Genomic DNA, 22,721 nt, shown 5'->3' with positions numbered 1-22,721 from the left:
TAGCCATGAACACGTCCAACCACGTACGCATTGTCGAAGTCGGTCCGCGCGACGGCCTGCAGAACGAAAAAGCGATGCTTGCCGCCGCGGTGAAAATCGAGTTGATCGACCGGCTTTCCGCGACCGGCCTGGCGACGATCGAGGCGACCAGCTTCGTCAGCCCGAAGTGGGTGCCGCAGCTGGCCGACGCCGCCGAGGTGTTCCGTGCCATTCGCAAGGCGCCTGGGGTGGTCTATCCAGTGCTCGTGCCTAACCTGCAGGGCTATGAGCGGGCACGCGACGTGGGGGCGACGGAAGTGGCTGTGTTTACTGCGGCGTCCGAAGCATTCAATCAGAAGAACATCAACGCATCGATCGACGAATCCATCGAGCGCTTCGTTCCTGTGTTGGAGCGAGCGCGTGCCGATGGCGTGGCTGTGCGTGGTTACGTCTCCACCGTGCTGGGGTGTCCCTACCAGGGCGAGGTGCCCATCGCCGATGTCGTACGCGTGGCGCGCAAGCTACACGAACTGGGGTGTCACGAGATATCACTAGGCGACACGATCGGCGTCGGCACAGCGTCGAAGGCACGCGAGATGCTGCGCGCTGTTGCCGGCGAGGTGCCGATGAGTGCGCTGGCCGTCCACTTCCACGATACCTATGGGCAGGCGCTGGCGAACATTCTGTCCTGCCTGGAAGAAGGCGTGCGTGTGGTGGATAGCGCTGTATCGGGCACTGGCGGCTGTCCTTATGCAAAGGGCGCGACGGGTAACGTCGCCAGTGAGGACGTGGTGTACATGCTTCATGGCATGGGAATGAGTACAGGTGTGAACCTGGACACGTTGATCGAGACAGGGGCTTGGTTGGCAAGGCAACTGAACAAGGAGACCGCGAGCCGCGTTACGAGAGCACGCACCGCCGCATAATCTCACCTTCCATGTTTCTCCGTACTGACGGCAGCCGCCATACGTTGTAGGCGCAAACTGGCTAAAATCGGCACGCTTGAGTCGATCGCGAATCCTGGCCTCAGTTTTTCATCGGAAGACCCATGCGCACCGATTACATGATCCGCCCCATTGAGCCGCGCGACGACGCCGACATGGCCGCCGTGATCCGTCACGTCATGCCGGAATTCGGGGCCGACGGTCCGGGCTTTGCCATTCACGATCCCGAAGTGGACGGCCTATCCACGGCGTACGCGCGACCGCGCCACGCCTACTTCGTCGTCGAGAAGGACGGCCACGCCATCGGCGGCGCGGGTATCGCGCCACTGGAAGGCGGCGACGAAGACACCTGCGAACTTCGCAAGATGTATTTCCTGCCCAAGGCGCGTGGCATCGGTGCGGCCTCGCGACTGATGCGCCGCTGCCTGGATGCGGCACGCCGCGCTGGCTTCCAGCGCATTTACCTGGAAACGTTGACAGGTATGGACGCGGCCCAGGTGCTCTACCTGCGGCACGGCTTCGCGCGCATCGACGCTCCGATGGGTGGGACCGGCCACTTCAGCTGCGACCGCTTTTTCCTGCGTCACCTCAACGACGGCGACCTGATCGTTGCGCCGGAGCCGCCCACCCTGCTCTTCGCGATCGATGACCCGGGCCGCGAGGATGTGCTGCCATTGATCGAGCAGTTGCACGGCTACCTCTCCGACCTGTACCACCAGCCCCTGCCCCCGCATGTGGGCGTGGAAAGCCTGCGCCAGCCCCACGTGACCTTCATGACGGCTCGTGTGGACGGCCTGCCGCTGGCGTGCGGCGCCGGCATCGATCAGGGCGACTACGTGGAGCTCAAGTACATGTATGTCGTGCCCGCCTGCCGCGGCATGGGGCTGGGCAAGGAGATGCTCGAAGCGCTCGAGACCCAGGTCCGCGCGGCCGGTGGCACCCGGGTAAAGCTGGAGACCGGTACGGCGCAGACCGAATCGATCGAACTGTACGAGCGCTCAGGCTATCGGCGCTGCCCGCCGTTCGGCGATCATCACGCCCATCCCGCCAGCATCTTCATGGAAAAACCGCTTTGATCCGCATCGCCACCGAGGCCGACGCTGCCGTCTGCCACGCCATTTATGCACCGATCGTCGAATCCAGCGCGATCACCTTCGAGACCGACCTGCCCGGTGAGGCGGCCATGCGCGAGCGCATCCGTGCGCGTGTGCAGACCCATCCCTGGCTGATCTGGGAAGACGACGGCAAGGTGCTCGCCTATGCGTACGGCGGTCGTTTTCGCGAGCGCGCCGCCTATGACTGGGTCGCCGAGACCTCGATCTACGTGCACGAGGACGCCCGCCGTCGCGGCATTGCCCGGCGCCTCTACAGCGCTCTGCTGGACGTCATGCGCCTGCAAGGCATCAACCAGGCGGTCGGCGTGATCACCCTGCCGGGCGCCAGCAGTGTGGCGATGCACGAGGCCATGGGCTTCGCGCCGGCAGGCGTCTGGCCGAAAGCCGGGTACAAGCTCGGCCAGTGGTGGGACGTGGGGGTGTGGAGCCTGTTTCTGTCGGAGCCCGCGACGCCGCCGACGCCGGTGATTCCGTTCGCGGCGCTGGCGGCTGCAGAGGACTTGGCCGCGCTCCTCGCGCTGGCCTGACACCGCGTGCATTGTGTGGGAGCCGCTTCAGCGGCGATAGGTGCTTGCCGCAACCCTGCCCGCTGCCGCGGGATCGCCGCTGAAGCGGCTCCTACACTATCTCTGCTCCCTGCCAGATCTGTGCTCCCTGCGCGGTCTGTGCTGCCTGCGGCGGCGCCGCAAGCCGTCGCACCCGCCCCTCGGCTAAGATTGGCCTCTTTGCCAGTCGTACCAGCGGAGTATTCATGCAGCTCGAACAGGTCAGGGCCGTCATCACCGGCGGCGCATCCGGTCTCGGCCACGCCGTCGCGCAGCGCCTCGTCGCCGCGGGCGCGAAGGTTGCCCTCTTCGACGTGAACGAAGAGAAGGGCCACGCGGCTGTCGCCGCCCTTGGCAAGCACGCGAGCTTCCAGCGCACCGACGTCACCTCCGAAGAGGGCGTGACGGCCAACGTCGCCGCCGCGCAGGCTGCGATGGGTGGCCTCAACGTGGTCGTCAACTGTGCCGGCATCCTTGGCGCGGGTCGCGTGCTGGGCAAGGAAGGCCCGATGCCGCTGTCGACGTTCTCCGGTACCGTCATGGTCAACCTCGTTGGCAGCTTCAACGTGGCCAAAGCCGCCGCGCAGCTGATCCAGGCCAACGAAGCCGGTGAAGACGGCGAGCGCGGCGTCATCATCAACACGGCCTCGGTCGCAGCCTATGAGGGCCAGATCGGCCAGGCTGCCTACTCCGCGTCCAAGGGTGGCGTGGTCGGCATGACCCTGCCGATGGCGCGTGAGCTGGCCCGTTTCGGCATCCGCGTGAATACGATCGCCCCGGGTATCTTCTGGACCCCGATGGTCGACGGCATGCCGCCATCCGTGCAGGAATCGCTGTCCGCGTCGATCCCCTTCCCCTCGCGCCTCGGCCGGCCGGAAGAGTTCGCCGATACCGTGGCGTTCATCATCAACAGCCGTTATCTCAACGGCGAAACGATCCGCCTCGATGGCGCCGTTCGTCTCGCCCCGAAGTAATCCAACCCAAGAACAGCAAAGTCGAACGCCATGAAAGCATCCGATGTGAAAAAAGGTAACGTCGTCGAGCACGACGGCACCGTGTACCAGGTCCGCGATATCGAACGCAGCTCGCCTTCGGCGCGCGGCGGCAACGTGACGTTCCGCTTCACGCTGTACTCGATTCCGGGCCAGCGCAAGTTCGACCTCAGCCTGCGTTCCGAAGACGAACTGAAGGAAGTCAGCCTCGAGCGTCGCCAGGCGAAGTTCTCGTACATGGACGGCGACAATTTCGTCTTCATGGATGACGAGGATTACACCCAGTACACACTCGGTCCCGACGTGGTCGGCGAGAACGCCGGCTATGTCGTCGAGGATCTCGAGGGCTACTACGTGCAGGTGATCGACGACGCACCGGTCGGCCTGCAGGTGCCGACCTCGGTCGTGCTGACCGTGATCGACACCGCGCCGGAGCTGAAGGGCTCCAGCGCTACCAAGCGCAACAAACCGGCCAAGCTGCAGACCGGTGTCGAAGTGCAGGTTCCCGAATACATCACCAACGGTGAGAAGGTCACGGTAAACACCCTGACCGGCGAATTCGCGGGACGCGCCTCGTGATCACATGACCCAGGGCTACTCCTTCCGCGCCAGCGTCGTCGATACGTTGATCCGGACGAAACGTCCGGATGTGCCCATGCGGGTTGCCTTGCGCAATACCGCGGCCGTGGTGCTGCCGCTTACCGCCGGCATCGCGTTCGGGCACCCGGAAGTCGGTATCGGCATTGCTGCCGGCGCCCTGGACACCATGTTTTCGGATCAGCCGGGGCCTTATCAGCAACGGCTGAACCGACTCTTCCTTGCCGCGCTCGCCGCCGGCCTCGCTTCGCTGATCGGTTTCCTGCTGGGTGACCAGATCCTGGCGATGTGCGTCGCCTGCGTCCTGTGCGGCTTCTCCGGCGGCCTGCTCGTCGTCTTCGGTGCGGACATCGCCCGCGTGGGCATGACCAGCATGCTGCTGCTCGTGATCACGGCGGCCACCCCCAAGGGCATCGAGGGTGCCCTGGCAGGCGGCGGCCTCATCTTCGCTGGCGGCATGCTGCTCGCCTCGTTTTCCATCGCGGCATGGCCACTGCAGCGTTATCGGCCCGAACGCGCTGCGCTCGCCCTCGTGTATCGCGGGCTCGCCGATCTCGCCCGCAAACCGCACAAGGATGGTGAGGCGCCTGGCATCACCGATGCGATGAACGCACTGCAGCTCACCCTGCTCGGCCGTCACCACGCGCACGGCCGTGCGATGGAGGCATTCCGCGTGTTGCTGGAACTGGCCGAACGCATTCGCCTCGAACTCGTCGCCATGGCGGAGCTCGAGCTCAAGCGCGAGTCCATGGGCGAGATGTTCCGCAACGACGCCGCCCGTGTCCTCACCGCCACCGCCGACGCGCTCGATGCTGCCGAGCCACCGCAGCGCGCCGAGCGCGCACTGGCAACGCTGCAGGCGAGCGAGCGCGCGCTGCTTGCCGGCTCGACAGGGTCCGGCCTCGGAGTGCATATCCGTGCCCTGTCGGGTCAGCTCGCCGCCGTGGTCCGCAATACGAACTGGGCCGGTAGCCGCGGTGAAGAGCGTGCCCAGCGTGCCGAGACCTCGCTGCCGGATACCTTGCGCAGCGCTTCGCCACTGGCGACGTTGCGCGCGAATATCACGCCGCACTCCGTGGCCTTCCGCCATGCCGTGCGCTGTGCCGTCGTCCTCACGCTGGCCTTCGCGGTGTCGCGTTATCTCCATCTGCCGCATGGCTACTGGCTGCCCATGACGGCCGCCATCGTGCTGCGCCCTGACTTCGCTGCGACGTTCAATTTCGGCCTGCTTCGTGTGGTCGGCACTGTGCTCGGCCTGATCCTCACGACGTTGGTGCTGCGACTGACGCCGGATATCGTCTGGGCTCACATCGCGGTGATGGGCGTGCTTTGCCTGGCTTTCCGCTATCTCGCCGGCGCGCACTACGGCATCGCCGTGGCAGCCCTGACGGGCACCGTCGTCGTCCTGCTGTCGTTCGATGGCGTCGATCCCTTCAATGCCATGAGCGACCGTGTCATCAATACCGCAGCGGGCAGCGCCATGGCCTTGCTGGCTTACATACTCTGGCCCTCGTGGGAGCGGAGCCGGGCGCGCATCGCGCTGTCGGAAATGCTCTGCGCCTACGCGGACTACCTCGACACCCTCGTCGGGCCCGCCGACCGGGGTACACGTCATCAGGTCCGCAACGCCACCCGTACGGCACGCACGAATGCCCAGGCGTCGGTCGACCGCATGCGCGCCGAGCCCGGGACGCCCGCGGTGCTGCTGGAGCTGGCCGAGACGCTCTACGCCAACGGCAACCGCCTGGCCCGAACGGCGATGACACTGGAAGCTCTCATCGATGTAGACGAGGTGCCCGAGGAATGGGCGCATGTCGGGCCGTTCATCCGCGAGGCCTCGACGGCGCTACGCGCGCAGGGCGAGGCACTCACCGTAGCCGAAGGTGCGACCGTCCCGCCCGACCTGCGGACGCATCAGCGCGCACTGGTCGAGGCGCTGGCCCGGACCAAGGACCGGGAACTGGCGGACGCCATCGCCCGCCTGTCCGACCGACTGACCGATAACGTGGACACCGTGGCGCACGTGGTGACCCGAAGGTCCGTGACCCAGGCCTGATCCCGCGTCCCAATGGACCGCTGCCCTTGCTGCACCGCGAGAGGCCTCGCAGCGCAGGCGGCGCTACACTCGGGCCATGCTGAAGATCGACACCCACGCGCACATCCTGCCCCGTGACTGGCCCGATCTCGCGGCCCGCTACGGCGACGACCGCTTTCCGGTCATGACCCACTCCAGCGGGCACCACCGGATCTACAAGGACGGACGGTTTTTCCGGGAGGTTTGGGAGTCCGCCTTCGACGCGGAGCATCGCATTGCCGACTACGCCCGGTTCGGCGTCGGTGTGCAGGTGGTCTCCACCGTTCCGGTGATGTTCTCGTACTGGGCCAAGGGCCATCAGGCACTCGAGCTTCACACGCATCTGAACGACGACATGGCTGCGGTCTGCCAGAAGCATCCGCGCCACTACGCCGGCATCGGCACGGTGCCCCTGCAATCGCCCTCGCTGGCGATACGTGAGCTTGAGCGCTGCGTCGACGAACTCGGGCTGCAAGGCGTGCAGATCGGCTCGCACTGCAACGAGTGGAACCTGGACGCGCCGGAGCTCTTTCCGTTCTTCGAAGCGGCCGCCGACCTCGATGCCGCCGTTCTCGTGCACCCGTGGGACATGATGGGCACCGACACGATGCCCAAGTACTGGCTGCCCTGGCTGGTCGGGATGCCCGCCGAGCAGTCGCGTGCCGCCTGCGCGCTGATTTTCGGTGGTGTGCTCGAGCGTCTGCCTTCGCTGAAGATCATGCTCGCCCACGGCGGCGGCAGCTTCCCCTATTCCATCGGCCGCATCGAACACGGTTTCCGCATGCGTCCGGACCTCGTCGCCACCGACAATGCGCGCAACCCGCGCGAGTACATGCAGCGGCTCTATTTCGATTCCTGCGTGCATGACGACGCTGCCCTTCGCTACCTTCTCGAGGTGGCCGGCACCGATCGAGTGATGCTGGGTACCGACTATCCGTTCCCGCTGGGGGAGCAGGAGCCGGGTAGCGGCATCGAGGCCCTCGGCCTGGACGATACCTCCCGTGCCCGCCTGTTCCACGGTACGGCCCTGGAGTGGCTGGGCGTTCCGCTGTCGCGTTTCCAGACCATGTCCGCCGTGGCGTGACGCAACGCACACTGTGGCCTGCCATGCGCGGCCGGACGCTGTGCAAGAATGCCCGCGTTGCGCCGCGCCGCCGCGGCCTCTCTGGGGAATCCTTAATCGTGAAGCGCCTCCTGCGTACCCTTCCGTTTGCCCTCCTGCTGGCCAGCCCCTTCGTGTCGGCCACCGACGTCGCCCTGGCTGGTGGCGCCCTGCACGTGCCGGTACCGGACACCTGGGTGCCGATCATGCAGTCACAGGGTGACGTCACGGAGACCCAGGTGTTTCAGGTGCCCGGCTCCGCCGCGGCGGATGCCACGCTGGCGCGGGTCTCGATCACCCTGCAGCAGGTGCCCAACCTCAACGGCTTCCAGCAGTTTTCGGGCAATTTGCGATCGCATGCGTCCGGCCTGAAAGAATACGTGGCGGGCAAGGCCACCTCGCCCACCGAGAACCGTTACACGGCGAAGGAAGGCACGGTAAAGCTCGACTACTTCGAGCGTTATTTCTACAGTGGCGGCTATGCGATCCAGCTCCGCTGCATCCGCCCCAACGGCGATGCCAAGTGGAATGCCTCGTTCGACAAGGGTTGCGCCGACGTGGCGGCCCATATGCCCTCCTGATTCCCAAGGTAAACGTATGACCGGTTTCGAAGCGACGCGCGATTGGGCCCAGGCCCAGGATGCGACTGATCCCCTGCGCGCGTTCCGCGACGAATTCCACATCCCGCCGCATCATGGGCGGGAGACCCTGTATTTCTGCGGCAACTCGCTTGGACTTCAGCCGAAGGGCGTCCGCGCTGCGGTCGAGGCGGAGCTGGCCGACTGGTCGGAGCTGGCGGTCGAGGCGCACTTCCGTGGCCGCTCGCCGTGGATGCATTACCACGAGTACGTGCGTGACGCGATGGCCGAGGTGGTCGGCGCACAGCCGCACGAAGTGGTCGCCATGAATACGCTGGGCGTGAACCTGCACCTGATGATGGTCAGCTTCTACCGGCCGACGGCGGAGCGCCCGGCTATCCTAATGGAAGCCGGCGCGTTCCCCACCGATCGCTACGCCCTCGAATCGCAGGTTCGGTTCCATGGCTTCGATCCGGCAACGGATCTGATCGAGTTGCAGCCCGATGGCCCGGGCGGCACGTTGTCCATGAGTGCGATCGAGCAGGCCATCGCGGAGCACGGCCACCGCGTCGCGCTGGTGGTATTGCCTGGAGTGCAGTACCGCACGGGCCAGGTGTTCGACCTTGCTGCGATTGCGCGTCTTGCGCACGCGCAGGGCTGCCTCGTGGGTTTCGACCTCGCTCATGCCGTCGGCAACCTGCCGCTCGCGCTACACGACAGCGGCGCGGATTTCGCCGTGTGGTGCACGTATAAATACCTCAACGCCGGCCCCGGTGCGGTTGCCGGTTGCTTCGTCCACGAGCGCCACGCGAATGCGGACGTGCCGCGTTTTGCCGGCTGGTGGGGGCACGACAAGTCCACCCGTTTCCAGATGGGTCCACAGTTCGTGCCGACGCCGGGCGCAGAAGGCTGGCAGCTATCGAATCCGCCGATCCTTGCGCTCGCTCCGTTGCGTGCCTCACTCGATGTGTTCACACGCGCCGGCATGCCCAATCTGGTGGAGAAGAGTCGCCGGCTTACCTCGTATCTCGACTGGCTCATTCGCAGCCGGCTCGATGAAACCCTCGACATCGTCACGCCGAACGATCCGCTGCAGCGCGGTGCGCAGCTTTCGGTGCGCGTACGCGCCGGGCGTGATGCTGGCCGCGCTTTGTTCGGGCATCTCGAACAGCACGGGATTATTGGCGACTGGCGCGAGCCTGATGTGATTCGCCTGTCACCGACACCCTTGTACAACCGCTTCGCCGATTGCCTCGGCGCCGTGGAAGCGATCGAAGCCTGGCGCGGAACGCAGGCATGAGCGCACAGGAACTGTTTCCCGTTCCATATAGCGAGCGGGGCAATGGCTTTGTCGTACAGGCGGTGACCCACTGGCTGCGTGTTGCGCCGGGTCGCGTGATGCTTGGCCTCAAGGCGGGTGGTCTTCCGGTCTCCCTGCCCGACCGCCCTGCGTCGGTGTCACATCGTGGCGTTGAAGCGAAGTCGGATGGCCATGTCACAGCCATCGAGGACGTCAGCAGCGTGTGGTTGCGCGAGCATCCGGACGTCACGTCGCGCTACGTCGCCGCCCTGCGCGACGTACTGAAAAGCCCGCGCGCCCGTCTTGATGGCTACGCCACGCATGCCATCTTCACGGGCTCCATCGAGCTCTACGCCGGCCCGCAGATGGACAGCGTGGCGTTCGAGCTTGATGACGAAGATGGCTCGTACGAGCGCGTTATCGAGCTGCTCCGCGACGCTCCTCGCGACGGGCGCACCGCCTTTGCGATGCCGCCGGAGCCCGGGATGGGAAGTTTTGAGGATCCACTCTTTCTTGCCGGTGACCAGGCATGGATCGACGGGCAGCGGGTGCTTATCGAATACATGCCCGATGAAGGCGGTCGTGCGGAGACGGTGGCGCTTGAGCGTGATGCGCTCGCGGATGCTGTCGAGAAAGCGTGGGCGGCGATGATGGATGTCTCGGAGCGGATTCGCATGGAGCTTGGCCGGCCGGCTTGAACGACGTAGCCACTCGTCGGCCCGTGCCGCCTTTGTGGGAGCCGCTTCAGTGGCGATGCTCCTGGGCGCAAAAACGCAATCTGCATCGTTGCCTCGCATCGAATGACGCGTCACACCGCTCAGGCTCCTACAAGGGCGGAGCTTAAGCAGGATTACGCACCATATGAGCATGGTCTTACTCATGAGCGAGGAAAAACCCGATACCTCGCTGTGACGTGACCTTGCAGCATATGACGGGTGCGGCTGTGTGACGGAACGATCGCCGCGAATCTATACCGCGAGACACGTTCATGCGCTTCACATCCTCCTTGATCACGATGGCCCTGTTGTCTTTTCCAGGTCGCATCCACGCTGGCGACCTGCTGGATGCCTACTACGATGCCCGAGTCGGCAACCCCTCTCTCATGCGATCGGACTCTTTGCGACGAGCGGTCCGCGAAGAGATAGGCATTGCCCGTGCGTCCCTGCTTCCGCAGATAAGCGCCCAATCAGGGTGGATCGAAAAGCGACCAGATGGCGCTCCCTCGCATGACGGCTACGTTCGCAAACGCACCCATTCGATAACGATCCGCCAGCGCGTGCTCGACTTCAGCAGATACTCCCGGCTGAGGGCCGCCCAATCATCCTCTCATGCAGAGAACTCGGCCTACGAAGCAGCTGTCCAGCAGCTTCTGACGCGCGTCGCCACGGCCTACTTCCAGGTCCTGACCAACGACGACGCCCTGACGTTCGCCAAGGCTAACGAGCAGGCCTTCGCCCGCTACCTCGACCAGGCAAGCCTGCGTTTCGACGTCGGCTTGTCCGCCATCACGGACGTGCAGGACGCCAAGGCCCAGCACGACACTTCGGTCGCCTCCGTCATCACGGCCGAGAACACGCTTGCCGATTCGCGTGAAGCGCTCACCCAGATCACCGGCAAGCCGGCAGACAACCTGAAGAAGCTGCGCGAGCAGCTGCCGATGGATGCCCCGACGCCGAACGATCCGAAGGCCTGGGTCGCCGAAGCGGTCAAGAGCAGCCCGAGCATCCTCGCCGCGCAGTACAGCGTCGACTCGAGCGAGCACAGCATCTCGTCCGCGCGCGCCGGCCACCTGCCGACGATCGACGCGTCACTGGGCTACAACAAGACCACGGCATGGGCGCAGAACGGCGGCGTCGGTTCTGCTGCCACCGCGGGCACCCTTGGTTCGTCGTCCGGCAGCAACGGCCGTGGCGCGACTTCGGTCGGCCTCACGCTCAACGTGCCGATCTTCTCCGGCGGCCTCACGCAGTCGCGTGTCCGCCAGTCGATCTACCAGCGCGACGCCGCCCAGGACTCCCTGGAATCGGTACGCCGCCAGGTGGTCCGCGACACGCTGAACTTCTACCGCTCCGTCGTCGCCGGCATCAGCAAGGTCGGCGCGACCAAGGCGGCCGTCGAGTCGTCGGAGAGCGCCCGCGACGCCACGCAGGCCGGCTTCGAAGTCGGTACCCGCACTATCGTCGACGTGCTGATCGCTCAGCAGAACCTCACCTCGTCGCTCAGCGACTACTCGCAGGCTCGCCACCAGTTCATCCTCGACAACCTCCTGCTCAAGCAGACGGCCGGCACGGTGGACATCAAGGACCTCGAAGCGGTGAATTCGCTGCTGCAGTAAGGGCGCCGTTGTCCCGCAACTCGTTGAGGCTTTCAGCGGCCGCTGCACGTACGTCGGAATCCAGGTCTCCGGCGAGTGCCCGCAACGCAGCGACGGAGCGCTCCGATCCATCTAGAAATTCCAATAAGAATGCAACGACCGATCGGACGTCGGGTGACGGGTCCGCCACAGCCGAGAGAATCGCCTCCCAGGCGTCATCTCCCCGGAGGTGCCCAAGAGCTGATATAGCGGAAACGCGGACTTCGTCGTCTGAATCGCGCGTCATTCGTGACAGAAGCGGGACGCTCGCGGCGCGAAATGGGTAATCAGGCGTTCCAAACTGACCGAGCACATACGCGGCAACTTCCCGTACATGGGCGTCGGCGTGAGTTGCAAGCGCGGCAATGCGATCGAAGTCCTCGCTGTTACCGCCCGAAAGATGAAGGAGAAAGCCCGCCGAGGACCGCACGATCGGGTCGTCTTGCGTGAGAAGGTCGATCAGCTGCGCAGGACTCAGATCGCTCATGCCCTTTTGCACGAAGTAGCGCGAAAGTTTCTGGTTATCGTGGTCGCTATCCAGCATCTCACCGTACCTTGATTGACTGGATACCGGGATGGCGAATCTGCCCTTCCCCGCGAACGACGAAGCGCTCCACTGTCAGCGACTCCGCACCCATGGGCCCATAGGCGTGGAGCCGCGTCGTCGAGATGCCGATCTCCGTACCGAGGCCGAGTTCACCACCATCGCTGAAACGCGATGACGCATTGACCATGACGACAGCCGAGCGAATGGCCCGAACGAACGCGTCCGCCGCACGGCCATCACGCGTGGCGATGACCTCGGTGTGGTCCGAGCCATAGCGACGGATATGTGTGATCGCCTCATCGAGGTCATCGACCACGCGCACGGCGATGACGAGGTCGAGGAACTCGGCCGCATAGTCGTCTTCCATGGCGGGCGATATGTCGGCGACAAGCGCGCGCGTCACCTCGTCGCCGCGGATATCAACGCCGAGCCTGCGCAGTTCCCTCAGTGCATCCGGCAAAAAGCCTGCCGCGATCTCCTTGTGCACAAGCAGCGTTTCCAATGCGTTGCAAACGCCCGGACGGCTTGTCTTTCCATCCACCAGGAGGCGTAGTGCAAGTGCAAGGTCCACGTCGCGGTCCACGTAGAGATGGCAAACGCCCTTGTAATGCTTGATCACGGGAACGCGTGCATGCTCGGCGACGAACCGAATCAGGCCCTCGCCACCACGCGGGATCGCCAGATCCACGATGTCGACAAGCTGCAGGAGCTCGACCATTGCTTCGCGTCGAGGATCGTCGATCAGCGTTAGTGCAGCCTCGGGAATTCCGTTGGCCTTCAAGGCCCCTCGCAACGCGGTGGCGATCGCCACGTTCGACTGCATCGCATCGGAGCCGCCACGCAAAATCACCGCGTTCCCCGCCATCAGGCACAACGCGGCTGCGTCGGCGGTAACGTTAGGCCGCGCCTCGTAGATCATCGCGATCACGCCGAGCGGAATCCGTACGCGCTCGACCACGATGCCGTTAGGGCGCGTTTCGCGACGCGTAACGATGCCCACGGGGTCAGGCAGACCGGCGACCTCGCGGATCGCCGCGACGATACCCGCGATACGCGAGGCATCCAGGCGCAGGCGATCGAGCATGGCGTTGCTAGTGCCGTTTGATCGCGCGGCGTCCGTGTCCTTCGCATTGGCCTCGAGGACCACGCTTTCGGCACCCGCCAGGGCATCGGCCATGGCGTGAAGCAAGCCGCGCTTGGCTTCGGTATCGAGCCCGGCCACGGTGGCTGCGGCGTCCCGGCATGCAAGTGCCTTCTCACGCAGGGAAGAGGACATTGCAACCTCGCTCATGGGGTAAGGGCGACGAGATCGTCGCGGTGCACGACGTTCTCGCCATAACTGTAGCCCAGTGCGGCGTCGATATCGCGAGTGTGACGGCGCGCGATACGGCGTACATCGGCGGCAGAGTACTGAGCGATGCCGCGCGCGAACGACGCGTGCTCATCGGCGATGTCCACCACGTCACCGCGCGCAAAGTCGCCTTCTGCGGCAACGACCCCACCGGGGAGCAAGGAAGCGCCGCGTGAGCGCAGCGCCTCGACGGCGCCAGCATCGACCGTGATCTTGCCGGCAGGAGGTGCGTGGCGCAGCCAGTACTTCCGGGCAGCCAGCCGGGTACGCGGCGCGCGCAGACGGGTGCCGGTAAGCATGCCCTCCCCCAGACCATCGATACATGCGGTGTCACGGCCGTCGAACAGGATCGTCTCGATACCTGCGGCAGCTGCCTTCCCTGCGGCTTCCAGCTTCGTCCGCATGCCGCCGGTGCCTGCTGCGCTTCCCGCACCCCCTGCGCTGGCGAGGTGTGCCTCGGTGACTTCGGCGACGTCGTCAATGGGCTGGGCCGTGGGATCGGTTCGCGGGTTCGCCGTGTACAGGCCGGCGATGTCCGAGGCGATAAAGAGAACGTCCGCGTCGACCAGGGCCGCGACGATGGCGGCGAGATTGTCGTTGTCGCCTAATTTAAGCTCATCGACGGCGACCGTATCGTTTTCGTTGATGACCGGGATGGCGCCGAGGGAGAGCAACTCACGCAGCGTGGTGCGCGCGTTGAGATACCGGGGGCGGTTGCGCAGGTCGTCGTGGGTGAGGAGGACCTGGGCGACCGGCGAGTCGAAGAAGGTCTGCCAGAGGGCAATGAGGCGCGTCTGGCCCAGGGCGGCGAGGGCTTGCCGGCCGGTGAGGCCCGCGCCGCGCTCGGGGGTGGCAAGGCCGCGTCCGGCAGCGACGGCGCCGGAGGAGACGATGACGACCTCACGGCCGGCACTGCGGCTGCGGGCGACGAAGGTGGCGAGGGCTTCGGCGTGGCGACCGGTGAGGCCGCCCTCGGGGATCGTAAGGAGGCTGCTGCCGACCTTGAGGACGGCACGGTGCCATCGGGGGAGGGGCTGGCGGGTGAAGGCTTGGGGCATGGTCTTTCCCTGAGTGGGTGAGGCAATCCCATTCGCCGATGAATCGGCTCCCACAAAGAGCACATGCCCAAAGCCTGCGCAGGTCTGGTGTGGGAGCCGCTTCAGCGGCGATCAGCCCGCGAGGGCTGCCAGTCTCGCACGCAACGTATCCAGCATGAGGTCGTTCCCGGCACCCGGCGACGTGCGCGCAGCCAGGCTTGATTCTGGCGTGCGTCCTTCGCCGGACGAAGACGCCGTCTCCGCCGCCGCACGGTACGCATCACGGAACGGAACACCCGCTACCGCCGCCTCGATCGCCACATCCGTGGCATACATCGCCGGCTCGATCGCCGCACGCATCTTCTCCGCCTTCCAGCTGAAACGGGCGAGTAGGTCGGGCAGCAGTTCGAGTGCGCCGAGACCCATCGAGAAGCCATGGAACAGCGAGCCCTTTGAGAACTGCAGGTCGCGCTGATAGCCGGAAGGCAGCGACAGCAGCTGCTCGATCTCCGTGCGTGCCGCGGCCACGCTGGCGTAACTCGCACGCAGCAACTCGACGACGTCCGGATTACGCTTGTTCGGCATGATCGACGAACCCGTGGTGTACTCACCCGGCAGGCTGACGAAGTCGAATTCGGCTGTGGTGAACAGCGAGAGATCCCACGCCAGGCGACGCGTATCGAGCAGCGCCGTACCGACCGCATCCAACGCGGCCATTTCGAACTTGCCGCGCGAGAGCTGTGCGTAGATCGGCGAGACCTGCATGCGGCCGAAGCCCAACGCCGCTGTCGTATGCGCGCGGTCGAGCGCCACGTTGACGCCATAACCCGCCGCCGTTCCCAGCGGATTCGCGTCGATCAGCTCGAGTGCCTGGCGCGCGCGCAGGGTGTTGTCGATGAAGGCCTCAGCGAACGCGGCGAACCACATCCCGGTCGACGAGACCACGGCACGCTGGATATGCGTGTAGCCCGGCATCGGTACCGAATCACCGGCGGCACGCTGCAGACACACCCCGGCGATCGCGCGGCACAGTGTCTCCAGTGTCGACAGCTTCTCCTTCAGCCACAGGCGCGTGGCGACGAGAATCTGATCGTTACGGCTGCGCCCGGTGTGCACGCGACGACCGGCGTCACCAAGACGTTCGGTCAGGCGAGCTTCAATGGCGGAATGCCCGTCTTCGAAGCGGTCGTCGAGGACGAAAGCGCCTGCCGAAAAATCGGTGGCCAGAATATCGAGCTCGCGCAGCAGCGCATCGCGCTCCTCACCGGACACCACGCCAATATTAGCCAGGCCTTCGACATGCGCCTTACTCGCGGTGATGTCGTGCAGGAAGAACTCGCGGTCGAGCACCACGTCGTTACCGGCAAGGAAACGCATGATGCGTGCGTCTACCTGCGTATCGGATTTCTGCCAGAGCGGCTGGGTCATCGTAAGGTCCTTTCGCTCAGAGCGGAATGGCGGTGAGCTCGTCGAAGCCGAGCGCACGGTTGACGTTCTGCATGGCCTGCGAGGCGGCGCCCTTGAGCAGGTTGTCCAGGGTAGCGACAACGACGACGCGACGACCATCCGCCGACATCGTGAAGCCACCGATATCCAGGTGATGACGGTTCGCGACCTGGCTGACCCAGGGCGCCTCGTCGACGACGTGGATCAGCTTGTCCTTGTCGAAACGCGCCTCGAAGCGAAGGACAATCTCCTCCCGCCTGGCCGGCTTCGCGAGGTACAGGTTCGTCGTCACCGTCAGGCCGCGGAAATGCGGCGCGACGTGCGGCATGAACTCCACCGGCAGGCCGAGGTGACGGCTCGCCTCTTTCTCGTGCATGTGACCGGTGAGCGCATACGGCATGAGGTTGTCGCGCAGCTTCTCCGGATCGTTACGGTCCGACGGCGTCGTACCTGCGCCGGAGTAACCGGAAACGCCGAACGACACCGGCGGTGCCGCGAGCAGGTCCTTGATCGGTGCGATCGACACCTGGATCGCCGTCGCATAGCAGCCCGGATTGCTGATACGTTTCTCGCCGCGCCAGCGATCGCGATAGAGCTCCGGCAGGCCGTAGTACCAGCGCTCATCGAAACGATAGTCTGCCGAGAGATCGACGATCACGGTCGAACCGCCCGCCTTGTCGATCGCCTCGACGTAAGGTGCCGCCTTGCCATTCGGCAACGCGAGGATCACCACGTCCGCAGCCTGCGCTGCGACGCCTTCCGGATCGAGATTGCTGTAAGTCAGCTCGCCCGTGTACGCATCACTGTGATCGGCCAGGCGCTGCCCGTCCAGTTCACGCGAGGAGACGAAGGCGAGTTCAAGGTGCGGGTGGTTCGAGATCAGTTTGATCAGCTCGGCGCCTGTGTGGCCGCGCGCGCCGACAATACCGATGGTCCTGGATGCCATGACCGGTCAGTCCTGCAAAGTGGGGATGCGCGTGGCGCAATGCGCCACGCAGCGTTCGATATCCGCGAAGTTGTCCAGGCCGTACCAGAACACCTTCCAGCGCGACTGCTTGAAGCAGCCGTCGGACTCCGCGTAATAGAAATGATTGATCGTGTTGCCGTGGCGCGAGCGCCAGAACAGCTTGGGGTTCTCGTCGCGCATCACCTGCCAGACCGCGCGACCCAGGCCTTCGCCCTGTGCTTCGTCGAGCACGGCAAACTTGTCCAGATACGCAAAGCCTTCGTCCTGCGTGAGCACCATCGCCGCGCGATAGTTCTCGGACACGTAGAGGCGATACAGGTTCGTGCGCTCGAAATAGTCCGGCACGACCGGGCGGCCAAAGCTCGACTCGATCAGCTCGCGAAGGCGCTCCTTGTCGACGCCCTCCCACGACTCGTAGCGCAACACGCGCTCGCCCCGCCGTACGAGCGTGCCGGAGCCCTTGTGCGTGAAAAGCTCCTTGGCCAGCTCGGCGGGCCGCGTGATCGAAACCGACGTCGTCAGCGGCAGGTCGTCGAGAAGATCCTTGATCTGTTCGATCTTCAGGCGCATGCCCGAGTGCAGCCAGGGCTGCTTGAGCAGTTGGTCGTACTCCGTCGACAAGTTGATCGAGTCGATAACGTTGCCGTCGCCGTCGAGCAGGCCGCCGGTACCGGTCAGGAACACGATCTTGTACGGCTGCAGCACGCGGACGAGCTCGTTCGCAGCGAAGTCGGCATTGATGTTGAGGATCTGCCCCGAGTCGGTCTCACCCAGGCTGGCGATGACCGGAATCGAACCCGCGCGCAGGCTGGCTTCGATCGGCGCCAGGTTGATCTCGCGAACCTTGCCGACCAGGCCAAACGTTCCCTGGTCGAGAAAATCAGCCGCAAAGACGCCGGACGGCACCGAGGTGGCGCGCGTATCGACTTCCTGCAGCGCTTCGACCAGACGCAGGTTCTGGGCCTGGAACACGCGCCGGACGATGGCCAGCGCCTCGGGCGACGTCACCCGAAGCCCGTTGATCGTCTTCTTCTCGATCCCGGCCGCCGAGAGTTCCTCGTCGAGCTGCGGACCCGCGCCATGCAGCACGATCGGCGTAAGGCCGACCTGTTGCAGGAAGGACAGCGACGAGGTGAGCGCCGGCAGGTCGTCGCGCAACACGGCGCCGCCCACCTTGACCACGGCGAAGCGCGCCGCGTCCAGCTGCGAGAAGCGCTTGAGGTACTGCTGGATCTCGCGCGCGCTGCCCATGGAGGACAGCAGGCGGACGATCGTCTTGCGGGTGTGCTTGTTAGATTCCACTGTCCACGATCCGATGGATGGTCTGTGCGTAGTGTGCGAGCTGGTCCAGGAGAACCCACTCGTCGGCGCTGTGTGCCTGGGCGATGTCGCCGGGGCCGTAGACGAAGGTGGTGTAACCCGCCTTCGAGAACAGCGCGGCTTCGGTCCAGAAGTCGACCGCGTTGCCCACCGGAATGCCGAGCTCGTCGGCGACGTCGCGTGCAGCCAGGCGGCGGGTTTCAGCTGTCGCGGTGTCGCCTGCCGGCAACGAGTCGCCGCGGAAGGTTTCGCCGTATTCAACCGGTGCCGGTTCGACCAGCGTGCGGAAGGTCTCGAGCAGTTTGTCGGCGTCCATCGAGGGCAGTGGACGGAAGCCGAAGCGGATGTCCGTCGTCGGTGCGATCACGTTAGCCTTGATCCCACCTTCGACCTTGCCGATGTTGAAGCGCAGACCGGTGAGACCACCGAAGCGCTCGTGCGACAGCTTCTGCACGTGGTCCAGCGCGGCGGCGCCCCAGCGGATACCCTGGTGCAAGGCGCTGTCCGAGGGTTTCTGATCGCCGGATGCATGCCCTGCCCGGCCCTGGAAACGCATCTGCACCGAGTGGATGCCCCGGTGCGCCAGCACCGCTTCACCCTTGGTCGGCTCGGCCACGATGATCGCCTCGTAGTCGCGCGGCGTTGCCAGGAAGCCGTCGATGCAACGCGCATCGTTGGCTTCCTCATCCGTGGATAGCAGCAGGGCCATGTCACCCTGCGTGGCATTGGCCACGGCGACGAGTGCAGCGGCAGCGCCCTTGATGTCACAGGCGCCGAGGCCGATAGCCCGGTCTTCCGTCACGCGCAGCTCGTGCGGGCTCGCGGTCCAGTGCGGTGAATCCGGCACCGTATCCATGTGCACGTTGAACAGATACTTCGGCGTACCGCGCACGGCATACAGATTCACGGCACCGGCGCCAAAATCCGTCACCTGCACGTCGAACCCCGGAAGGTTCGCGCGCAGGTAATCGAAGATGCCATCGGTACCGATCTCTCGCGGCGGATTGCGCGTGTCGAAGCCGACCAGTGCGCGCAGATGAGTCAGGGTGTCTTCGAGGAGCTTATCCATGGTCCCGGATCAGTTCCCGTTGGCGCGGTCGACTTCCGCCCAGATCGTCGAGCTCATGCCGTAGAGCTTGATGAAGCCCTCGGCTTCGGCGACGCCCCAGTCGGCAGCCTGCGCGTACGTGGCCTTCGCCGAGTGCAGGAGGTTCTTCGATTCCACCTTCACCGCGTAGATCGAGCCGCCGCGGGTTTCGATGATGACCTTGCCGTCGACCTTGCGCTGCGTGGAGACGAGATACGCCTCCAGGTCGGCCTTGATCGGATCGTTGAAGAAACCTTCATAGGCGACTTCGGTCCACTTGCGGCCGATTTCCGGCTTGAAGCGGTTCTGCTGCTTCGACAGGACGGTCTCTTCCAGGGCGCGGTGCGCGACGAGCAGCGCGGTCAGCGCCGGCGCTTCGAATACGATGCGACCCTTCAGGCCGATGTTCGTATCGCCGGTGTAAAGGCTACGACCGACGCCGTACTTCGCCAGCTCATGGTTGAGGAAGCCGAGAATCTCCGGACCCGAGGCCGGCTTGCCGTTGAGCGTGACCGCCGTGCCCTTTTCGAAACCGAGTTCCACGCGAAGCGCTTCGGACGGCCATTCGGAACGCGGCGCGCACCAGCCGATCGCGCCTTCGCCCGGAATTTCCCACGCATCGATCTCGCCGCCGGAAATCGTCACGCCGAGCACGTTCTCGTTGATCGTGTAGTGCTTGGTCTTGGCGCGCACTTCGAAGCCCTTGTCTTCGAGGTACTTCTGCTCGTAGGCACGCACCTGGGTGTGCTCGCGCTGGATCTCGCGCACCGGCGCGATGATCGTGTAATCGCCCAGCGCACGGACGGTCAGGTCGAAACGCACCTGATCGTTGCCCATACCCGTGCAGCCGTGGGCAAAGAATTTTGTGCCCAGCTCGTCGCAACGCTCCAGCGAAGCCTTCACGATGAGGTAGCGATCCGAAACCAGCAGCGGGTACTGGCCCTGGTAGAACTCGCCCGCCCAGATCAACGGGGTGACGAAACTGTCCCAGATCGCCTGCGAGGCGTCCACCGTGCGATGCGAGGCGGCGCCGAGTTCATGCGCGCGCTGCTCGATGTACTCGCGCTCCTCGGCCGAGACGCCGCCGGTGTCGACGAACACGGTATGCACGGCATAGCCGCGCTCCATCAGGTAAGGCACGCAGAAGCTGGTGTCGAGGCCGCCGGAAAAGGCGAGGACGATATCTTGGCTGGACATGAAGGCTCCGGAATAACGTTAGACGAATAGGAAAAGGCGAATCAGAGACCGAGGCCGGACTTCACGCCCGACGACTGGGAAATGAGCGAAGCCATGACCGCCTTTTGCACATGCAGGCGGTTCTCGGCTTCGTCGATGGCGATGCAGGCCGGCGAATCCATCACTGCATCCGTCGCCTTGATGTTCCGGCGCAGCGGGAGGCAGTGGCTGAACAGGCCGTTGTTGGTCAGGGCCATCTTGGCCTCGTCGACGATGAAGTGCTTGTTGGCTTCGCGAATCGCCTTCTCTTCGTCCCAGCGGCCGAAATAAGGGATCGCACCCCAGCTCTTGGCGTAGATCACGTCGGCGCCGCGGTAGGCATCTTCGATGTCGTGGGACACCTTCAGCGAGCCGCCGTTCTCTTTCGCGTTCTGCTTCGCGAATTCCATGTAGCGCTCATCGAGTATGTACTCGGGCGTCGGGCACAGCAGGGTCACGTCCATCCCCATCTTCGTCGCGATCATCAGCGCCGAGTTCGCGACCGCCGTGTTCAGCGGCTTCGGATGGTAGGTCCAGGTCAGCACGTACTTCTTGTTCTGCAGATCGCCCAGGTGCTCCTTGAGCGCCATCGCGTGGGCCAGCTCCTGGCAGGGATGAGTGATCGTCTCGAGGTTGATCACCGGCACCGTGGCGTATTGCGCAAACGACTTGAGCACCTTGTCCTGGCGATCCACCTGCCAGTCGACGAACTTCGGGAAGGCGCGGACGGCGATGATGTCGACGTAGCGGGACAGCACCCGGGCCACCTCGGCGATGTGCTCTTCCGTATCGCCATCCATGACCGTGCCAACCTCGAACTCGATCGGCCACGCATCCTTGCCCGGCGACAGCACGATGGCATGGCCACCCAACTGGAAGGCACCCAGTTCAAAGCTCGTGCGTGTTCGCATCGACGGATTGAAGAACATCAGGGCAATCGACTTGCCGGCCAGCTGCTGGCCCTGGGGCGACAGCTTGAACTGCGCCGCCTGCTCAAGCAGGGCGTCGATTTCAGAGCGGCTGTAATCCTGGGTGGAGAGGAAGTGGCGAACGGTCATGGCGGTCCAGATCGGTCGGTGGCCTTGCGGGCCGTGGAGGAAAGTCGGAAAAACCAGAGAATCAGGAATCGGAAACAAAAAAACCCGGCACTGGGCCGGGTTTTTTAGTCGATGCGTATGAAAAGCGCGCGACAGCCTACCCGGCCGAGTATCCGATGTACGGTCGACGAGCACGCGACGTCATCCCTGCGGCCATACGGGCGCTGGTGAAGACGACGGCGGTGTAGACGGTATGGGACACGGCAAGGTCTGGAAAAGAGGAACGGCGATCATGCCGGGATTTGGTGCGACGCGCAAGACGGGCAGAGCGGAGAAGGGCTGGGTGTTGTGGGAGCCGCTTCAGCGGCGAACAGCCAACGGAGCGGCGATGCCATACGCGTGATCGCCGCTGAAGCGGCTCCCACAACAGAAGCGGCTCCCACAACGGAAGAGGGCCGCGATTTCTCGCGGCCCTCTTCGATATCGCGGAGCAATCCGACTCAGTCGGCCGGCGCAACGCTCACCCGCACGCGCAAACGCTCGCCCGGGTCATAGTTCAGGCGCGAAACGTACACCTCACCGCGATAACGATACTCGACGTCGTAGCCAGCAATACGGCGCTGCTCGGAGACCGAACTGACATCGCGGCAGCGGGTTTCGGTACCCGAATAGGTACGGTCGCCCTGGTGGGAAAGGTTGTTGCCGACCGCGCCACCGGCGACGGCGCCGACCACGGTGGCGGCCTTGCGGCCATCGCCCTTGCCGACGGTGTTGCCGAGCACGCCGCCGACGACGGCACCGAGGATGGTCCCGGCGGTGCTGTTACCGCTGGACTCCTGACGGACGACAGGCTGGTCGTAGCACTCCTGTCGGGGTGTCTCCACACGCGCGACGCCATAGACCGGGTCGACGCGCAGGACATCGGCCCAGCCGAAGTGGGTATTGTCGTCCGGGCCCTGGGCCGGGCCGGGCTGCGGACCCTGGGGCGGACCATAACGACCGTCGTCCTGGGCACTGGCAGTGGTAGCGAAAACCGCGAGGATGATCGCGGGGATGAGCAGGCGAGACATTTAGGAGAACCTCCAGCCAGGCGCACAAAACGCCTACAAGTGCATTTCATCAAGTTCACGCTGAA

Annotated in this window: 21 protein-coding genes and 1 pseudogene; 12 read left to right on the top strand and 10 right to left on the bottom strand. The window is 64.8% G+C overall.

Translation table 11 applies throughout. The features are described from left to right. Positions 1-5 precede the first annotated feature (5 nt). From ACVWWJ_RS07305 to ACVWWJ_RS07250, 12 genes and pseudogenes are all read left to right on the top strand, one after another. Positions 6-905, top strand: a complete 900-nt coding sequence (locus tag ACVWWJ_RS07305) for a hydroxymethylglutaryl-CoA lyase (RefSeq protein WP_456967251.1) — start codon at positions 6-8, stop codon at positions 903-905. A gap of 122 nt (positions 906-1,027) precedes the next feature. Then, positions 1,028-1,513 (top strand): annotated as a pseudogene (locus tag ACVWWJ_RS07300) (GNAT family N-acetyltransferase); the annotation flags it as partial. A 75-nt stretch (positions 1,514-1,588) separates the two neighbouring features. Beyond that, positions 1,589-1,999, top strand: coding sequence for a GNAT family N-acetyltransferase (locus ACVWWJ_RS07295; RefSeq protein ID WP_456969676.1), 411 nt, complete (start codon positions 1,589-1,591; stop codon positions 1,997-1,999). Further along, positions 1,996-2,565, top strand: a complete 570-nt coding sequence (locus ACVWWJ_RS07290) for a GNAT family N-acetyltransferase (RefSeq protein ID WP_159895313.1) — start codon at positions 1,996-1,998, stop codon at positions 2,563-2,565. Before ACVWWJ_RS07295 ends, ACVWWJ_RS07290 begins: the two co-directional genes overlap by 4 nt. A gap of 224 nt (positions 2,566-2,789) precedes the next feature. Further along, on the top strand, positions 2,790-3,557 hold the full coding sequence (locus tag ACVWWJ_RS07285) for an SDR family NAD(P)-dependent oxidoreductase (RefSeq protein ID WP_456967250.1): 768 nt from the start codon (positions 2,790-2,792) through the stop codon (positions 3,555-3,557). A 30-nt stretch (positions 3,558-3,587) separates the two neighbouring features. Then, on the top strand, positions 3,588-4,154 hold the full coding sequence (efpL, locus tag ACVWWJ_RS07280) for an elongation factor P-like protein EfpL (protein ID WP_456967249.1): 567 nt from the start codon (positions 3,588-3,590) through the stop codon (positions 4,152-4,154). A gap of 4 nt (positions 4,155-4,158) precedes the next feature. Beyond that, a complete protein-coding gene (locus ACVWWJ_RS07275; RefSeq protein WP_456967248.1) occupies positions 4,159-6,228 on the top strand; it encodes an FUSC family protein in 2,070 nt (689 codons plus the stop codon). 76 nt (positions 6,229-6,304) lie between these two features. Continuing rightward, positions 6,305-7,330: an amidohydrolase family protein gene (locus ACVWWJ_RS07270; RefSeq protein ID WP_456967247.1), complete on the top strand. Its 1,026-nt coding sequence runs from the start codon at positions 6,305-6,307 to the stop codon at positions 7,328-7,330. 98 nt (positions 7,331-7,428) lie between these two features. Further along, positions 7,429-7,929 carry a hypothetical protein gene (locus ACVWWJ_RS07265; RefSeq protein WP_456967246.1) on the top strand — a complete coding sequence of 167 codons (501 nt, stop codon included), beginning with the start codon at positions 7,429-7,431 and terminating at the stop codon, positions 7,927-7,929. A 16-nt stretch (positions 7,930-7,945) separates the two neighbouring features. Further along, positions 7,946-9,226 carry a kynureninase gene (gene kynU / locus ACVWWJ_RS07260; RefSeq protein ID WP_456967245.1) on the top strand — a complete coding sequence of 427 codons (1,281 nt, stop codon included), beginning with the start codon at positions 7,946-7,948 and terminating at the stop codon, positions 9,224-9,226. Then, positions 9,223-9,924, top strand: coding sequence for a hypothetical protein (locus ACVWWJ_RS07255; protein ID WP_456967244.1), 702 nt, complete (start codon positions 9,223-9,225; stop codon positions 9,922-9,924). Before kynU ends, ACVWWJ_RS07255 begins: the two co-directional genes overlap by 4 nt. 290 nt (positions 9,925-10,214) lie before the next feature. Further along, positions 10,215-11,561, top strand: coding sequence for a TolC family outer membrane protein (locus tag ACVWWJ_RS07250; protein WP_456967243.1), 1,347 nt, complete (start codon positions 10,215-10,217; stop codon positions 11,559-11,561). Here ACVWWJ_RS07250 and ACVWWJ_RS07245 read toward each other — a convergent pair. The 10 genes from ACVWWJ_RS07245 to ACVWWJ_RS07200 form a co-directional block, all read right to left on the bottom strand. Continuing rightward, a complete protein-coding gene (locus tag ACVWWJ_RS07245) occupies positions 11,524-12,123 on the bottom strand; it encodes a HEAT repeat domain-containing protein (RefSeq protein WP_456967242.1) in 600 nt (199 codons plus the stop codon). The two genes, ACVWWJ_RS07250 and ACVWWJ_RS07245, sit on opposite strands and share 38 nt — an antisense overlap. Before the next feature lies 1 nt (position 12,124). Further along, the gene (locus ACVWWJ_RS07240; protein WP_456967241.1) at positions 12,125-13,402 is read right to left on the bottom strand and encodes a glutamate-5-semialdehyde dehydrogenase; all 1,278 of its coding nucleotides are present in this window, start codon (positions 13,400-13,402) and stop codon (positions 12,125-12,127) included. 11 nt (positions 13,403-13,413) lie between these two features. Further along, on the bottom strand, positions 13,414-14,535 hold the full coding sequence (proB, locus tag ACVWWJ_RS07235; RefSeq protein WP_456967240.1) for a glutamate 5-kinase: 1,122 nt from the start codon (positions 14,533-14,535) through the stop codon (positions 13,414-13,416). A gap of 111 nt (positions 14,536-14,646) precedes the next feature. Beyond that, positions 14,647-15,942: an argininosuccinate lyase gene (locus tag ACVWWJ_RS07230; RefSeq protein ID WP_456967239.1), complete on the bottom strand. Its 1,296-nt coding sequence runs from the start codon at positions 15,940-15,942 to the stop codon at positions 14,647-14,649. 16 nt (positions 15,943-15,958) lie between these two features. Continuing rightward, complete coding sequence (gene argC, locus ACVWWJ_RS07225) at positions 15,959-16,906, bottom strand: N-acetyl-gamma-glutamyl-phosphate reductase (protein ID WP_456967238.1); 948 nt, start codon at positions 16,904-16,906, stop codon at positions 15,959-15,961. A 6-nt stretch (positions 16,907-16,912) separates the two neighbouring features. Further along, positions 16,913-18,229: an acetylglutamate kinase gene (locus ACVWWJ_RS07220; RefSeq protein WP_159895291.1), complete on the bottom strand. Its 1,317-nt coding sequence runs from the start codon at positions 18,227-18,229 to the stop codon at positions 16,913-16,915. Continuing rightward, positions 18,219-19,316: an acetylornithine deacetylase gene (locus ACVWWJ_RS07215; RefSeq protein ID WP_159895289.1), complete on the bottom strand. Its 1,098-nt coding sequence runs from the start codon at positions 19,314-19,316 to the stop codon at positions 18,219-18,221. Before ACVWWJ_RS07215 ends, ACVWWJ_RS07220 begins: the two co-directional genes overlap by 11 nt. Positions 19,317-19,325: 9 nt before the next feature. Beyond that, entirely contained in the window at positions 19,326-20,531 is a 1,206-nt protein-coding gene (locus ACVWWJ_RS07210; protein ID WP_159895287.1) for an argininosuccinate synthase, read from the bottom strand. A 41-nt stretch (positions 20,532-20,572) separates the two neighbouring features. Then, positions 20,573-21,607 (bottom strand): N-acetylornithine carbamoyltransferase, encoded by a 1,035-nt coding sequence (locus ACVWWJ_RS07205; RefSeq protein ID WP_456967237.1) that lies wholly within the window; start codon positions 21,605-21,607, stop codon positions 20,573-20,575. Positions 21,608-22,086: 479 nt separating this feature from the next. Further along, a complete protein-coding gene (locus tag ACVWWJ_RS07200; protein WP_159893203.1) occupies positions 22,087-22,656 on the bottom strand; it encodes a glycine zipper 2TM domain-containing protein in 570 nt (189 codons plus the stop codon). Between the last annotated feature and the right edge of the window lie 65 nt (positions 22,657-22,721).

This window comes from Luteibacter sp. HA06, from assembly GCF_054061215.1.
Note: the sequence above shows the minus strand (reverse complement) of the source record. Positions and strands in the feature narration are given on the sequence as shown.

Coding starts and splice junctions, on each gene's coding strand:
- efpL (WP_456967249.1), top strand. CDS start 3,588: ATGAAAGCATCCGATGTGAAAAAAGGTAACGTCGTCGAGCACGACGGC.
- ACVWWJ_RS07210 (WP_159895287.1), bottom strand. CDS start 20,531: ATGTCCAGCCAAGATATCGTCCTCGCCTTTTCCGGCGGCCTCGACACC.
- ACVWWJ_RS07305 (WP_456967251.1), top strand. CDS start 6: ATGAACACGTCCAACCACGTACGCATTGTCGAAGTCGGTCCGCGCGAC.
- ACVWWJ_RS07230 (WP_456967239.1), bottom strand. CDS start 15,942: ATGACCCAGCCGCTCTGGCAGAAATCCGATACGCAGGTAGACGCACGC.
- ACVWWJ_RS07205 (WP_456967237.1), bottom strand. CDS start 21,607: ATGACCGTTCGCCACTTCCTCTCCACCCAGGATTACAGCCGCTCTGAA.
- proB (WP_456967240.1), bottom strand. CDS start 14,535: ATGCCCCAAGCCTTCACCCGCCAGCCCCTCCCCCGATGGCACCGTGCC.
- ACVWWJ_RS07240 (WP_456967241.1), bottom strand. CDS start 13,402: ATGTCCTCTTCCCTGCGTGAGAAGGCACTTGCATGCCGGGACGCCGCA.
- ACVWWJ_RS07250 (WP_456967243.1), top strand. CDS start 10,215: ATGCGCTTCACATCCTCCTTGATCACGATGGCCCTGTTGTCTTTTCCA.
- ACVWWJ_RS07200 (WP_159893203.1), bottom strand. CDS start 22,656: ATGTCTCGCCTGCTCATCCCCGCGATCATCCTCGCGGTTTTCGCTACC.
- ACVWWJ_RS07245 (WP_456967242.1), bottom strand. CDS start 12,123: ATGCTGGATAGCGACCACGATAACCAGAAACTTTCGCGCTACTTCGTG.
- ACVWWJ_RS07275 (WP_456967248.1), top strand. CDS start 4,159: ATGACCCAGGGCTACTCCTTCCGCGCCAGCGTCGTCGATACGTTGATC.
- ACVWWJ_RS07270 (WP_456967247.1), top strand. CDS start 6,305: ATGCTGAAGATCGACACCCACGCGCACATCCTGCCCCGTGACTGGCCC.
- argC (WP_456967238.1), bottom strand. CDS start 16,906: ATGGCATCCAGGACCATCGGTATTGTCGGCGCGCGCGGCCACACAGGC.
- ACVWWJ_RS07255 (WP_456967244.1), top strand. CDS start 9,223: ATGAGCGCACAGGAACTGTTTCCCGTTCCATATAGCGAGCGGGGCAAT.
- ACVWWJ_RS07215 (WP_159895289.1), bottom strand. CDS start 19,316: ATGGATAAGCTCCTCGAAGACACCCTGACTCATCTGCGCGCACTGGTC.
- ACVWWJ_RS07285 (WP_456967250.1), top strand. CDS start 2,790: ATGCAGCTCGAACAGGTCAGGGCCGTCATCACCGGCGGCGCATCCGGT.
- kynU (WP_456967245.1), top strand. CDS start 7,946: ATGACCGGTTTCGAAGCGACGCGCGATTGGGCCCAGGCCCAGGATGCG.